This is a genomic window from Crossiella cryophila (assembly GCF_014204915.1).
Lineage (GTDB): Bacteria > Actinomycetota > Actinomycetes > Mycobacteriales > Pseudonocardiaceae > Crossiella > Crossiella cryophila.
The window spans coordinates 7,441,246-7,455,434 of sequence record NZ_JACHMH010000001.1; the positions used below are offsets into that span (position 1 = coordinate 7,441,246).

General features: G+C 71.6%; 12 protein-coding genes. 3 read left to right on the top strand and 9 right to left on the bottom strand.

The window, feature by feature from the left end; translation table 11 throughout:
- Positions 1 to 32 precede the first annotated feature (32 nt).
- Both HNR67_RS31890 and HNR67_RS31895 read left to right on the top strand, forming a co-directional pair.
- Entirely contained in the window at positions 33 to 809 is a 777-nt protein-coding gene (locus tag HNR67_RS31890; RefSeq protein WP_185005865.1) for an ABC transporter ATP-binding protein, read from the top strand.
- Positions 785 to 2,338, top strand: coding sequence for a hypothetical protein (locus HNR67_RS31895; protein WP_185005866.1), 1,554 nt, complete (start codon positions 785 to 787; stop codon positions 2,336 to 2,338). The genes HNR67_RS31890 and HNR67_RS31895 overlap by 25 nt, the downstream gene beginning before the upstream one ends.
- Before the next feature lie 3 nt (positions 2,339 to 2,341).
- Here the strand turns inward: HNR67_RS31895 and HNR67_RS31900 are convergent, their stop codons facing one another.
- From HNR67_RS31900 to HNR67_RS31925, 6 genes are all read right to left on the bottom strand, one after another.
- Positions 2,342 to 3,499 (bottom strand): FHA domain-containing serine/threonine-protein kinase, encoded by a 1,158-nt coding sequence (locus HNR67_RS31900; protein ID WP_185005867.1) that lies wholly within the window; start codon positions 3,497 to 3,499, stop codon positions 2,342 to 2,344.
- A 1-nt stretch (position 3,500) separates the two neighbouring features.
- Positions 3,501 to 4,406 carry a tetratricopeptide repeat protein gene (locus HNR67_RS31905; RefSeq protein ID WP_185005868.1) on the bottom strand — a complete coding sequence of 302 codons (906 nt, stop codon included), beginning with the start codon at positions 4,404 to 4,406 and terminating at the stop codon, positions 3,501 to 3,503.
- A gap of 15 nt (positions 4,407 to 4,421) precedes the next feature.
- Positions 4,422 to 7,826 (bottom strand): WD40 repeat domain-containing serine/threonine protein kinase, encoded by a 3,405-nt coding sequence (locus tag HNR67_RS45940; protein WP_185005869.1) that lies wholly within the window; start codon positions 7,824 to 7,826, stop codon positions 4,422 to 4,424.
- A gap of 10 nt (positions 7,827 to 7,836) precedes the next feature.
- The gene (locus HNR67_RS31915) at positions 7,837 to 8,760 is read right to left on the bottom strand and encodes a TauD/TfdA dioxygenase family protein (protein ID WP_185005870.1); all 924 of its coding nucleotides are present in this window, start codon (positions 8,758 to 8,760) and stop codon (positions 7,837 to 7,839) included.
- A 219-nt stretch (positions 8,761 to 8,979) separates the two neighbouring features.
- On the bottom strand, positions 8,980 to 9,375 hold the full coding sequence (locus HNR67_RS31920) for a tautomerase family protein (protein ID WP_185005871.1): 396 nt from the start codon (positions 9,373 to 9,375) through the stop codon (positions 8,980 to 8,982).
- A 1-nt stretch (position 9,376) separates the two neighbouring features.
- Positions 9,377 to 9,973, bottom strand: a complete 597-nt coding sequence (locus HNR67_RS31925) for a TetR/AcrR family transcriptional regulator (RefSeq protein ID WP_185005872.1) — start codon at positions 9,971 to 9,973, stop codon at positions 9,377 to 9,379.
- A 154-nt stretch (positions 9,974 to 10,127) separates the two neighbouring features.
- Between HNR67_RS31925 and HNR67_RS31930 the strand changes: the two genes are divergently transcribed.
- On the top strand, positions 10,128 to 12,341 hold the full coding sequence (locus tag HNR67_RS31930) for a discoidin domain-containing protein (RefSeq protein WP_185005873.1): 2,214 nt from the start codon (positions 10,128 to 10,130) through the stop codon (positions 12,339 to 12,341).
- A gap of 177 nt (positions 12,342 to 12,518) precedes the next feature.
- On the opposite strand, the gene HNR67_RS31935 is transcribed toward HNR67_RS31930, so the two are convergent.
- The 3 genes from HNR67_RS31935 to HNR67_RS31945 form a co-directional block, all read right to left on the bottom strand.
- Entirely contained in the window at positions 12,519 to 13,007 is a 489-nt protein-coding gene (locus HNR67_RS31935; RefSeq protein WP_185005874.1) for a glutathione peroxidase, read from the bottom strand.
- A 66-nt stretch (positions 13,008 to 13,073) separates the two neighbouring features.
- On the bottom strand, positions 13,074 to 13,538 hold the full coding sequence (locus tag HNR67_RS31940; protein WP_185005875.1) for a hypothetical protein: 465 nt from the start codon (positions 13,536 to 13,538) through the stop codon (positions 13,074 to 13,076).
- Positions 13,539 to 13,695: 157 nt separating this feature from the next.
- On the bottom strand, positions 13,696 to 14,178 hold the full coding sequence (locus HNR67_RS31945) for a hypothetical protein (RefSeq protein WP_185005876.1): 483 nt from the start codon (positions 14,176 to 14,178) through the stop codon (positions 13,696 to 13,698).
- Positions 14,179 to 14,189 lie beyond the last annotated feature (11 nt).

Genomic DNA, 14,189 nt, shown 5'->3' on the forward strand with positions numbered 1-14,189 from the left:
GCCGGATCCGCCGTCGGCTACCCATGGAAACCATGAGGTACGACAACCCACCCGCCCTGGCCCTGCGCGGACTGGTCAAGCAGTTCGGCGACTCGGTCGCGGTGGCCGGGATCGACCTGGCCGTGGCCACCGGCACCTTCCACGGCCTGGTCGGTCCCAACGGCGCGGGCAAGACCACCACCCTGTCCATGGCCGTCGGCCTGCTGCGGCCGAGCGCGGGCACCGCCACCGTCGGCGGGGTGGACGTCTGGCGGGACCCGGTGGCGGCGAAGCGGCGGATCGGCATGCTGCCCGAGTCCACCCACCTGTTCGACCGGCTCACCGGGCCGGAACTGTTGACCTACAACGGTGTGTTGCGCGGCCTGGCCCCGGACCTGGTCCGGGCCCGCTCCGCCCAGTTGATCGAGGTGCTCGGCCTTGGCGAGGCCGGGCGCAAGCTGGTCGTGGACTACTCCACCGGCATGAAGAAGAAGATCGGCCTGGCCTGCGCGCTGCTGCACACCCCGACCCTGCTCGTGCTGGACGAACCCTTCGAGGCGGTCGACCCGGTCTCCGCCGGGACCATCCGCGAACTGCTGCGCCGCTACCTCGACGGCGGCGGCACGGTGATCTTCTCCACCCACGTGATGGAGGTCGCCGAGCAGCTCTGCGACCGGGTCACCATCATCGGCCGCGGCCGGGTGCTGGCCAACGGCACCCTGGACCAGGTCCGCGGCGGACGGCCGCTGCACGAGGTGTTCGTCAACCTGGTCGGCGGCCCCCGGGGTGGAACGGAGGCGCTGTCGTGGCTTGGCGATTCCTCGCGCTGAGGTGGCGGGTGCTGCGCAACACCTGCGCCGCGGGCTCCGGCGGACGGGTCCTCGCGCTGGTCCTCGGCGTGGTCTTCGGCCTTTTCCTTGGCGGACAAGGGTTTGTGCTGCTCGCCAACGCGGGTGACGGGACCGCCGAGGACGCGCTGTCGCGCACCGCGCTGATCGGGACCGTGATCACCGCGCTGTGGCTGCTCGGTCCGCTGCTCCACGGCACCGACGACACCCTGCAACCGGCCAGGTTCGCCCTGCTGCCGCTGACCCGCCGCCAGCTGACCACCGGCTTCCTGATCGCCGCGCTGGTCAGCGTGCCCGCGCTGGCCACGCTGGTGGCCACCAGCGGCACGATCGTCGCGGCAGGCGCGCACGGGAGCTTCCCGGCACTGGTGGCGGTGCTCGGCTTGCTGCTCGGCCTGGCCGTCTGCCTGATCGGCAGCCGGGTGCTCAGCGCCGCCTTCGCCCGCCTGCTCGGCAACCGCCGGGCCCGCGACCTGGCCACCGCGGTGGTGTTCCTGCTCGGCGTCGGCGCCTGGCTGGCCTGGACCACCCTGTCCGGCAGGCTGTTCACCGGTACCTGGGCGGGCTGGCTGCCCGGCGCCCAGGTGCTGGCCTGGACCCCCCTCGCGGCCCCGTACTCCGCCTGGCAGGCGGCGGCCAACGGCGAAGTCCTCGCGGCACTGGCGAAACTGGGCGTCGGCCTGGGCACCGTGCTGCTGCTGGCCTGGTGCTGGGGGCGGCTGCTGACCTCCACCATGACCGCGGCCCGCGCCTCGGATCCGTCCAGGCTCCGGGCCGTGCCGGGTGAGCTGATCCCACGCTGGCTGATCCCGAGTGGCCCTGGCGGCGCCGTACTGGCCAGGCTGCTGCGGATGTGGTTGCGCGACAACAGGTTCCGCTTCGCGCTGATCAGCAGCCTGGTCCTGCCGTTCGCCCTGGCCTTCGCCTGGCGGTCCGCCCCGGTCGAGCTGATCACCGCGATCGCGGGCAGCGCGGCGGCACTGAGCCTGGTCAGCACCTTCGGTTACGACGGGCCCGCCTACGCAACGCACCTGCTCGCCGCCGTGCCCGCCAGGGTCGACCTGCGGGCCCGGCTGGCGGCCAACGCCATGGTCGGCGTGCCGCTGGTGGCGGTGACCGCGGTGGCCCTCGGCCTGTTCCGCGCGGACAACACGGCCATCCTGCCCGCGCTGGGCGCCGGGGTCGCCGCCTACGGTTGCGCCGCCGGGCTGTGCGCGCTCCTGGCCGCCACCACCCCCTTCGTGCCCGCGCCCCCGGACAAGCCGTTCGCCTCCCCGCCCGGCGGCCAGGTCAAGCCCGCGCTGGTCGCCTACGGCGGACTGCTGGGCGGCCTGGCCCTGGGCGCACCGGTGCTCGCCGTGGCCCTCCTGGTCCCCGCGGGCGCCTGGCTGGCACTGCCGCTGGGACTGGGGTGGGCGGCGGTGGCGGCCGAGTCCGGGGTGCTCCTGGGTGCCCGGCGGGTGGATCGGTGTGGCCCGGAGATCCTGCTGGCGGTCACCCCCGGCCGGTGAGCCTCAGAGCGCCCACAGCGCGGCGGCGAGGTCCTCGGCCCTGGTCACCGCGATCCGCGGCGTGTCCACCAGGGCCGCGTCGATCACCGCCGCCAGCGCCGCCGGGATGGTGGCGTCCCGCTCGCGGATGGGCACCACCGGATCGGTCAGCACCACCAGCACCGGGTCCTCCCCCGGTGGGAAGGTGCGCGGGGAGGCGCCGGTCAGCATCCAGTACAGGGAGGCCGCGGCGGCCCACACGTCGACCTCGGGTTTGGCGTACTTGTAGTCGACGATCTGCGGGCGGGGCAGGAACGCGACACTGCCACCGAGGGCGCCGGTACGGGTGTGACCGGACAGCCCGGCCCGGTCAAAGGCTTTGGCCAGGCCGAAATCGGCGAGTTTGGCGATCGGGTCGTCGTCCGGTCCGGTGAGGAAGATGTTGTGCGGCTTGACATCCCGGTGCACCAGCCCCACCCCCGGCGCACTGCCCCCGTCGGCGAGCCCGACCCACGGGATGGGCGCCTGATGGGCATAGGTCAGCGCCTCCAGCACCTGCAGGGTGATCGAGACGGCCTCCGCGACCGGGAGCGGGCCGCGCCGGGCCACCAGGTCGGCCACACTGCCGCCCGCGCAGTAGCCGGTGGCCAGCACGAAGGCCGAACCGCCCGCACCGGCGCCGCGGAACTCCAGCACGTTGGGGTGGTCCAGCGCCCGGGTGTTCTCGATCTCGCGCAGGAAGGCGTTGCGCGCCTTGGGATCCACCGCGTCCTCGCCCCACAGGGTCTTGATCGCGACCAGGTCGCCGTCGGCCAGGTCCCTGGCCAGGTGCACCACGCCCTGGCTGCCCTGACCGAGCTTGCGTACCAGCTCGTAGCCGCTGAGCCCGACCGAGAACCGCAGCACGGTGGCGCCGACGCTGATCTCATCGCCGTGCAGCAGCCGCACCTCCCCGGTGACCGGCTCGCCGTTGACCCTGGTTCCGTTGCGGCTGCCCAGATCCCGCAGTCGCGCCTCTGGCGGGTCGATCTCCAGCACGCAGTGCCTGCGGGAGACCCGCTTGTCGCCGTTGCCCAGGCGCAGGTCGCAGTCAAGCGAACGGCCGATGACGCAGCTGGCTGGTTCGCGGAAGACCTTGTCCCGCACCAGGTCGTCCGCGGAGAGGGTGACGGTGCTGCGCATGTCAGCCGCGGTCCCGGACGTCCTCGTACACCCGGTAGGCCAAGGCGGCCTCCTCGGCGCGCCCCAGTTCCTTGAGCGCGTGCGCCCGGTTGTAGTAGTTCTCCGGCACATCCGGCCCGTCGCTGAGCGCGATCTCGATCGCGGCCAGCGCCTCGGCGTGCCGCCCGAGCCGGATCAGTGCCGCGCCGAGCACGCCGTGGGCCTGCGCGCGCAGGTGCTCGGTGCGGCCGGCGGCCTGCCCGGCCGCGTCCAGCCGGATGGCCCCTTCGGCGCAGGCCAGCGCGGTCTCGGCCTGGTCCAGATCGATCAGCGTGCCCGCCTTGTCGATCAGTGCGCCCAGGAAACGCGGCTGGACCCGCAGCGCGCGATCGTAACTACGCACGGCCCGTTCGGGCTGGTTGGACAGCCGGTACACCCCGCCCTGGTCGTGCAGTGCCCGCGCGTTGTGCGGGTCGAGCCGGACCGCCTGCTCCAGCGCGGCCACCGCGTCGCCGTACCGCCCCAGCTCCCGCAACATGAGCCCGCGCTGGTGTCGCGCGCCGGGGTGACCGGAATGCTGTCCGAGCACCTGGTCGAACACGGCCAGCGCCTCGGCGTACTGCCCAGCCTCGACCAGCGCCAGACCCTGTTCGTGCAGTTCGGCCACGGCGGCCTTGGGCCTGCTCCAGACCTCCGGCCGCCGCGCGCCGTCGGCGAGCTTGCCCCCGCACTCGGCACAGCGCGGTCCGCGTAACAGCCCGCCCCGCCCGGCCAGGCAGCGATCGCAGTAGTTCTGATGGCAGTCCTGGCAGATCCGGAAGCTGATCGCGAAGTGCTCGGGGTCGGCGCGGGCCACCGGGTTGCCGCCGGGCGCCTTGGACACCGAGATCATCCGCTGGCAGCCCCAGCCGAAACAGACCAGCAGCACAGGCAGTCCCTTCGCTCAGCCCCCGGCGGCGGCGAAGTCATAATCCCAGTCCAGCTCCCACACCCGCAGCGTTTTGCGCCCACCCGAGACGATCACGGTCCGCCCGTCCGCGCTCACCTGCACCGATGCCACCGGTTCGGGATGCCCCGCCAGCACCCACAGGCAGCGCCCCGTCGCCGGATCCCACACCCGCACACTGTGATCGGCCGAGGCGGAGAACAGGAATCGCCCGTGCGCGGCCAATGCGGTGATCGCCCCCGTGTGCCCCTCCAGGGACCGGATCCCCCGCTGTGCGCCCACCTCCCACACCCACAGCGACCCGTCCTCGGCCCCGGAGTACCCGGTCAGCCCGTCCGCACTGATCGCCAACGCGCTCACCCGCGCGTTGTGCGCCGCCAGCATCCCCAGGTACTCCCCGGTCGGCGGCTCCCACACGAACGCGGTCCGGGTGGGCCCGCTCACCAACCCGATCCGCCCATCCCCGCTCACCGCGAACGCACTGCTCCGCCCGATCGCACCCCCGACCACCTTCACCAGCCGCCGCGCTGCCGGGTCCCAGACCCACAGCATCCCCGCATCGTCCTGGGCGAAGACCCGACGACCGTCCGGACCGAAGCTCACCCGCAGGATCTGCTGGGACGGCCGCCCCAGCACCCGCCCGCGCCGCCACCGCCCCGGTTCCCACACCCGCAGGGTCCGATCCTGCCCAGCCGACACCACCCGCCCGTCCGCGTCAACCGCCACCGCGCGCACCCCACCCCGATGCCCGCTGAACTCCCGGATCCGTTCCCCGGTAACGAGATCCCACACCCGGACCTTCCCGTCCCCGGACCCGGTGACCGCCAACCGTCCGGCCGGATCCAGCGCCAGCCCCGTCACCGTCTCCCCATGCCCCGCCAGCCGGTGCACCCGCTCCCCACCAGCCGGCTCCCACACCTCGACCGCGAGCGAGTCGACGAACACCACCAGCCCCCCATCGGCCCGCAACACACTCCGTTCCCCCGCGAACTCCCGCACCTGCCGCGCCCCCAGCAACCCACTGGCCCGCCCCTGCCGACCCAGCCGCGCCCACCGCGTCAACAACTCCGGATTCCGTTGGTAGCCAGGCACATCCAGCGCCGCCCGCAACTCCACGGCCGCCGCCGCCCACCGCTGTTCCGCCACCAGTCGATCCGCCAGCGCCACCGCCGAGGCGACCGCGTCCGCCCCATCGGTCAACGCCACCGCGGGCAACGGCCGCGGATAACTCCACGGCGCCAACGGTCCACCCGGCGGCAGTTCCCACCGCCGCACCAGCCGCCCGTTACCCCCGGAGTAGGCCACCCGCCCGTCCGCGCTCAGCGCCAGCGCCGAGGTCCACCCCGCATCGCCCCAGGTCCGCACACAGCGTCCAGCCACCAGGTCGAACACCCGCAACCCGACGGAGTCCGTCACCACCGCCCGCGCCCCGTCCGCGCTGACCGCGGCCGTCCCGGCCCACCCGTCCCCCCGAACCAGCGTGCGCACCCGCTCCCCATTGCCCGTCCGCCACACCGACACCTCACCGGCCCCGGCCACCAGCGCGATCCGCCCGTCCACGCTGAAGGACACCTGCCCGCCGCCCACCCCGAACGACCGGGTCAACAGCCCGCTGTCCAACTCCCACAACCGGATCCGCCGGGTCCGCTGATGCCACCGCACCACCAGCCCGTCCAGGCTGATCACCACCGCCACGCCGTGGTGCTCGCCCGGACTGGCCTGCTCCAGCACGTGCAGCAGTTCCCCCGCCGCGGACCACAGCAGCACCGCACCGTCCATGCCCGTGGTGACCACCCGCAGGCCATCCGGACTCACCGCGATCCCACTCACCCGCCCGGAATGCGCCACCCACCGCCAGGACTGCCCCCGCAGGTCCCAGACCAGCACCGACCCGTCAACACCACCGGCAGCCAGCACCGCACCGTCCGCGCTCAACCCGATCGACGCGACACCCCGCGCGAGCCCGGCCAGCCGATGCCGCACCGCACCGGTGCGCGCGTCCCACACCCGCACCGAACCACCGTCGGCCACCGATACCTGATTCCATTCCCGCCCACCGGAAGCCAGCACCAGCCCGTCGGCGCTCAACGCGACGGCACTGACGTCATCGTCCTGCCCACCCAGTATCAGCGGCTCTCCTGGCGCAGCCAACTCCCCGGCCCGCCCCAGCGCGGCCACCACCTCAGCCGCCCCCGGCTCCCGCCGCACCGCCTCCCCCAACAGCTCCCGCGCCCGCCCGGCATCCCCCCGCTCCAGATGCACCAGCCCCAGCAAGTACTCCCGCCCCGCCCGGTCACTGGCCGCCACCTCAGCCAGCACCCCGTCATCGGTCACCCGCCCCGCCCGCCACCGGTACAACCCCCGGTTGTACACCGCGTGCGGATGCCGCGGATCAGCCCGCAAAGCCTGCTCCCACAACCCTTCCGCCCGCTCACCCCGCCCAAGGTCCACCATGGACAGTGCCTGATTGGACAACCCATCGGCCAGCAGGGTCGCCGCGCTCGGCGTCACCCGCGGATAGACCCCGACCTCATCCCCATACACCCCAACAAGTTCCGCCGCGATCTCGGCCATCCGATCCGGCCGGCCGCCCGGCTCCACCCGGAAGCACCGCCGCAGCAACCGCACCAAACCCGTTGGCATGACCGGCAAATCCCCAGCCCCACCAGCCAGGTAAGCCTCGAACGCCTCCCCCGCCGCCTGCCCGAAGCGAGTCGGCGGCCGACCGGTGAACAGTTCCAGCACGGTCACCGCCCAGGACCACACATCCGTCGCCCCGGTCAGGCGCAGCTCCGCACCCGCCGCCGCCCGCGCCTGCTCCGGCGAGCAGTAGGCGGGCGTCAACCCACCGCAACTCACCAGCCCACTCCCGCCGGTCGCGGCCCCCTCCCCCGCCGCCGCCCTGGCCTTGGCCAACCCGAAATCCGTGACCTTGACCGTGCCGTCCAGTCCCAGCAACACGTTGGCGGGCTTGACATCCTGATGCACCAGCCCGGACTCGTGCGCGTGCGCCAACCCCCAGGCCGCCTGGATCGCGACGTCCAGCAACCGCCCCAGCCCGTCCCGGTAGATCACCCGATTCCGCACCGCGGTGGCCAGATCGCCGCCGTCCACCCACTCCGCGAACACCCTGGGCACCCCGCCCAGCCGCCGCACGTACACACAGCCAACGGTGTTCGGATGCGCGCCGAGCCCCACCCAGGACTCGGCCTCCGCCTCGAACCCGCGCACCCCCGACGCCGCGGCCAGCAACTCCCGCCGCGGCGCCTTCACCGCCAGATCGATCTGCCAGCCGAGGTGCCGAACCCGGTACACCAGGCCCATGCCGCCGGTCCGGATCACCGACAGAACCTCATACAGGTCAAGGACAACCTGCCCCGGCCGCCACCGCTCATCCCCCATGCCGGGGACGCTACACCGGGCGGTCCCCCGCGATGGCCACCCGCTCGGCCACCCTGGCGTGCGGGTGGTAGTCGTTGACCGCGTAGTGCTGGGTGGCCCGGTTGTCCCAGAACGCCACCGAATCCGGCTGCCAGCGGAAGCGGACCTGGCACTCGGGCACGTGCGCCTGGGTGAACAGGTAACGCAGCAGGCGGTCGCTCTCCTGGCGGGGCAGACCGACGATGTGGGTGGTGAACGCCTGGTTGACGAACAGCGTGCGGCGGCCCGTTTCCGGGTGCCTGCGGACCACGGGGTGCGTCACCGGCGGGAACTGCTCCTGGTGGCGGGCAAGGAGTTCGGGGTCGGTGAAGCGGGCGAAGCCGGGCAGGTAGTCGTGCTCGGCCCGCAGTCCCTCGATCCGTTCCTGGACCGCCACCGGCAGGTTGTCGTAGGCGGCGGCCATGTCCGCCCACATCGTGTCCCCGCCGATCGGCGGCACGGTGATCAGCCGCAATACCGAGCCCAGCGCCGGATTCGGCCGGAAGGTGACGTCGGTGTGCCAGATGTTCTCCAGCCCCGGCATGCCGGCGCCGCGCGCGAACCGGGTCACCTCGGCGGTGTCGCCCTGCGGGATGAACGGGTTGGTCTCCAGCTCACCCCAGTGCGCGGCGAAGTCCCGCTGCTGCCCAGGGGTGATCCGCTGCTCGCGGAAGAACAGCACCTTCCACTCCAGCAACGCCCGGTTCAGTTCCTCCCGCAACGCCGGAGTCAACGGCACAGCCAGGTCAACGCCCTGGATCTCGGCGCCGATCACCCGGCCCAGCGGCCGCAGGGCGAAGAGTTCGTAGGGTCGTTCCTCGACGCCGTCGGGCAGACGGCGGAGTTGCCGGGGGCCTTCGAGGATGCCGTCGGCGGGGGTGCTGGCGGCGCGCAACATCGGCACATGCGTGGTCATGACAGAGTCCTTGGGATCGAGCGGCTGCGGACGCGAACTGACGCGTTACGCGGGCGGCGATCCCAGCCGGCCACGGCGAACCAGCAGCGCGGCGGTCCGGACGCCACACCAGCGGGACCACGCACAGGGCGCGCCCGCGTTCCGCTCGACTGCCATGCCCTGATGATCCGGCCTGGTCACGGATTGGGCAAGGGCTCCCAGCATCCGGGAGCCCCCGGGCTACCTGTCAATGCCGGCGGCGTACTGCGCCACCCCGTTGCCGAAGGACCAGTCCAGCAGCTCGTTCTCGGTCAGGTTCACCAGCACGTTCCGCGGTTCCGTGCCCGCGTACTCCTGGGCCAGCTCGGCGATCCGCCGGTACAGCGCCTGCTTCAACTCCGCCGACCGCCCCGCCCGCAACGTGATGGCGATGAACACGATCCCGTCATCCTTCTGCATACCAAGGAAATTGTCGTACCGCAGCGTGCTGCTGACCCCGTCGTGGCTCACCAGCACCTGGAACCGGTCATCCGGTGGGACACCGATGGTCTCGACCAGGGCGTCCTGCACGGCGTTGCCGAGGGCTTCCAGGCGGGACTGGTCGGCGTGCAGGGCGTCGATGCGAACGAAGGGCATGTCAGGACTTTCCTTCCGGGTCGGTGGTGGCCGCCGCCGGGTTCTTGGCGGCGGCGAGCAGGGCGAGGATGCCGTCCATGGCGCGGGCGTGCACCTGCGCGGAGCCCTCGGCGCGGGCCAGCACATAACCGCCCTGCACCACGGCGACCAGCGCGGTGGCGGTGGCGGCCGGGTCCGGGATGGTGAGTTCGCCGGTCCGCACGCCCTCGGCGAGCAGGCTGGACAGGCGGGTGGTGACCCAGGCGAACGTCTCCTCCACCGGGCGGCGCAGGGCCGGGTCGGCCATCACCTCCGGGTCCTGGGTGAGGCGGCCGACCGGGCAGCCCTTGAGCACCTCGCGTTCGCGGCGCAGGTACGCGGTGATGCGGGCGAGCACGGTGCCGCGCGCGGTGAACTCGGCGTTGGCACGCTCGCGCATATCCTCGGCGCTGCGGGTGATCGCGGCCAGGGCCAGCTCGGGTTTGCCGGAGAAGTGGTGGTACATGCTGCCCTGGCCGGCGCCGGAGCGCTCCTGGATGGCCTTCGGGCTGGTGCCGACGTACCCGCGCTCCCACAGCAGCTCGCGCGTGCTCTCGATGAGCTTCTCCCTGGTGTCCACCCACTGACCATACATACTAGTAGGTACAGGCACAAGTTGCTGGAGAGCGCTCTCGGGCAGCCGGGTCACTGGCGTTGACTTGCCGGAAACTTGCGCTTTACGCTCGAAGAGAGCGCTCTCTCACCGTCTGCGTCCCCCGACCTCAGGTGGATCGATGAGCCCTGCGTCAGCTCTCCGGCTGCGCCGAATCGCCGTGCTCGCCGCGGCCCTCGGCCTGGCCCCCCTGCTCAGTCCGATCGCCGCCCCGGCCGCCAGCGCGGCCGCCTGCGGCACCGAGAACCTCGCGCTCAACCGCCCGGCGAGCAGCTCCTCCACCGAGAACGGCGGCACCCTGCCGGCCGCGGCGGTGGACGGCGATCCCGGCACCCGCTGGTCCAGCGCGTTCAGCGATCCGCAGTGGCTGCGGATCGACCTGGGCGGCCCGAAACAGCTCTGCCGGGTCACGCTGAACTGGGAAACCGCGCATGCCAAGGCATTCCAGGTCCAGGTCTCCGACGACGCGGCCGACTGGCGCGACTTGCACACCGCCACCGACAGCGCGGGCGGCGTGCAGCAGCTCGACGTGGCCGGGACCGGGCGGTACCTGCGGGTGCACGGCACCCAGCGGGCCACCGGGTACGGCTATTCGCTGTGGGAGGTCGGCGCGTACGCGGTCACCGACGGCAGTGACCCGGTGCTGCCGCCGACCGATCCGCGCAACCCGGACTTCGGTCCGAACGTGCTCGTCGTCGACCCACGATCGTCCACTGTGGACACCCAGAACCGGTTGAACGCCATCGCCAGGGAACAGCGGACCAACCAGTTCGGGCCGCAGCGGCACGCGGTGTTGTTCAAGCCGGGCAACTACAACGCCGATGTGGATCTCCGCTTCTACACCCAGGTGGCCGGACTCGGCCTGCACCCCGACGACGTGAACATCAACGGGCACGTGCGGGTGGAGGCGGACTGGTTGCAGCAGGGCGAGGACCCGAACAACCTGGGCAACGCCACCCAGAACTTCTGGCGGTCCGCGGAGAACATGTCGGTGACGTTGCCGCCAAACACCATCGAGCGCTGGGCGGTGGCACAGGCCGCGCCATACCGGCGGATGCACGTGCGCGGACAGCTGCACCTGTGGAACGGGCACGACGGCTGGGCCAGCGGCGGCTGGATCTCGGACAGCAAGATCGACGGCGTGGTGGTCTCCGGGTCCCAGCAACAGTTCATGACCCGCAACACCCAACTCGTGGACGGCTGGGCCGGGTCGGTGTGGAACATGGTCTTCGTCGGTTCCACCGGCACGCCACCGCCGAACTTCCCCAACCCCTCGCACACCGTGCTGCCCACCACCCCGGTGATCCGGGAGAAGCCGTTCCTGCACGTGGACGCCGCGGGCAACTACGGCGTGTTCGTGCCTTCCTTGCGGCACAACGCTTCCGGCACCAGCTGGGCCAGTGGCACCACCGCCGGATCCTCGATCTCGCTGAGCCAGTTCTACCTGGTCAAGCCGGGCACCCCGGCGGCCACCATCAACGCCGCGCTCAGCCAGGGCAGGCACCTGCTGTTCACCCCCGGCGTGCACCGGATCGACGACACCATCCGGGTCACCCGCCCCAACACCGTGCTGCTCGGGCTGGGACTGGCCACCGTCATCCCCACCACCGGCAAGGCGGCCATCGCGGTGTCCGATGTGGACGGTGTGAAGCTGGCGGGGCTGCTGGTGGACGCGGGCCCGGTGAACTCGCCGGTGCTGGTCGAACTCGGTGAGGCGGGGTCCAGCCGGGACCACGCGGCCAATCCGGTGTCCGTGCACGACCTGTTCCTGCGGGTGGGTGGCGCGGGACCGGGGAAGGCGACGGTGAGCCTGCGGGTCAACAGCCACGACACGATCATCGACCACGTCTGGGCCTGGCGCGGTGATCACGGCGACGGCGTGGGCTGGACGGTGAACACCGGCGCGAACGGGGTGGTGGTCAACGGCGCCGACGTCACCGCCTATGGCCTCTTCGCCGAGCACTACCAGCAGTACAACGTGCTGTGGAACGGCGAGAACGGCCGCACCTACATGTTCCAGAACGAACTGCCCTACGATCCGCCGGACCAGGCGTCCTGGATGAACGGCGGGACCCAGGGCTGGGCGGCGTACAAGGTGGCCGATTCGGTGAACCGGCACGAGGGCTGGGGCCTGGGCAGCTACTGCTTCAACAACGTCAACCCGAGTGTGGTCACCGCGAACTCCTTCGAGGTACCGCGAAAACCGGGCGTGCGCATGCACAACCTGGCCGCGGTGTCCCTGGGCGGGGTAGGCACGATCAGCAACATCATCAACAACGTCGGCGGCCCAGCCAACACCACCACCCAAGTCCGCTACCTAAACGAATACCCATAACCCCCCGGCGTGTTGGCCGTTCTCGTACGCAGTGTTGGCCGTTGTCGTACACAGTCTTGGCTGAACTGGTACGCCATCCGGCCAACACACCGACCACAACGGCCAACACACCGTCCAGTTCGGCCAACACACCGTCCGGAACGGCCAACACGCCGTACGAGAACGGCCAACACGGTGTTAGGCGGGGAGTGCGGCTTCGATGGCGGCGATCACGGCGGCGTCTTCCGGGGTGGTGGTTGGGCGGAAGCGTGCGACCGCCTTGCCTGCGGGGTCGAGCAGGAACTTCTCGAAGTTCCACTGGATGTCGCCGGCCTCGCCTGCGGCGTCGGCGGTGGTGACCAGTTCGGTGTAGAGCGGGTGTCGGCCCGGCCCGTTGACCTCGACCTTGGCCATCATCGGGAAGGTGACCCCGTAGCTGGTCGAGCAGAAGGTCTGGATCTCCTCCGCGCTGCCCGGCTCCTGGCCGCCGAACTGGTTGCACGGGAAGCCGACCACGGCGAACCCGCGTTCGGCGTAGCGCTCGTGGATGGCCTCCAGGCCCAGGTACTGGTTAGTCAGGCCGCACTTGGAGGCGACGTTGACGATCAGCACGGCCTTGCCGCTCAGCTCGCCAAGGGTGGTGGGCTCGCCGGTGAGGGTCTGCAGCGGGATGTCGTACAGGGTCACGCGGTCCACGCTAGCCGCCCGGTCCGCCACCACCCGGTTCGGGGGTGGTGGCGGACCGGGTGTGGATCACTTGCGGCAGTCGGTCAGCTTCTGCTTGGCCTCGGTGAGCGCCTTGGCACTCTCGTTGGCCTTGGTGCGGGCCGCCTCGGCCTTCTCGCGGGCCTCCATGGCCTCCACGATCAGCCCGGTGGCCTTGGCCATCAGGTCGGCCGACTTGGCCGCGGCCTCGGCGGAGTCGGCGGCCTGCGCCGCACCGCCCTTGGCCGCCTTCTCGTGCAGTTCCTTGGCCTTGGCGCTGGCCTTGTCGGCCTCGGCGTTGGCGGTGTCCTTGGCCTTGTTGACCTCGGCGAGCTTGCCCTCCGCGGTCTTGGCCGGGGCCTCGGCCTCGGTCTGCGCCTTCTCCGCGGCGGTGACGGCGGTCTGCTGCTGATCGCAGTTGGCCGCGCCCCCGGCCGCACCGCCGGTGCAACCGGCGGCGAGCAACGCGCCACCCAGGGTGAGCGCGAGCAGGGCAAGACGGGTGGAAGACATCATGTTCACTCTGTTTCTGCTGTGGTGCGCGCCGGAACTACTCCCCCAGGGTCAATCGCGCGCCGACCTCCCCTGACCTGCGCACCCTAACCGGGGGTGGCGCGGGCCAGGCACCATTTTTCGCGGTTGTGCAGGTGTTGTGGAGGTGATGTGCACATCATTTGCGGCAGTCGGCCAGCTTCTGTTTGGCCTCCTCGAGGGCCTTGAGCGGACCCTCGATCTTGCGCTTCTCCTGGACGATCTTGAGCCGGGCGTCGATGGAGTCCGGCAGCGACTTGACCGACTTGGCCGACAGGTCGGCGGCCTTGGCGAGGGCCTCCGCGGCGTCGGCGGCCTGGGCCGCGCCGCCCTTCTTTGCCTTCTCCTGCAATGCCTTGGCGTGCTCGTCGGCCTTGGCGATCTCCTTGTCGAGGTCGGCCTTGGCCTTCTCCATCTCGGCGAGCTTGGCCTCGGCGGCCTTGACCGGGCCGTCGACCGCGGCCACTGCCTTCTCCGCCGCGGTCAGGGCGGACTGCTGCTGGTCACAGTTGCCCAGGGTCGGGGCCGGGCCCGCGGGGGCATCGCCGCCGGTACAGCCCGCGGCGAGCAGGGCGCCGCCCAGGGTGAGGGCGGCCAGGGCGAGGCGGGTGTTGGACATCATGGGCTCTCAGT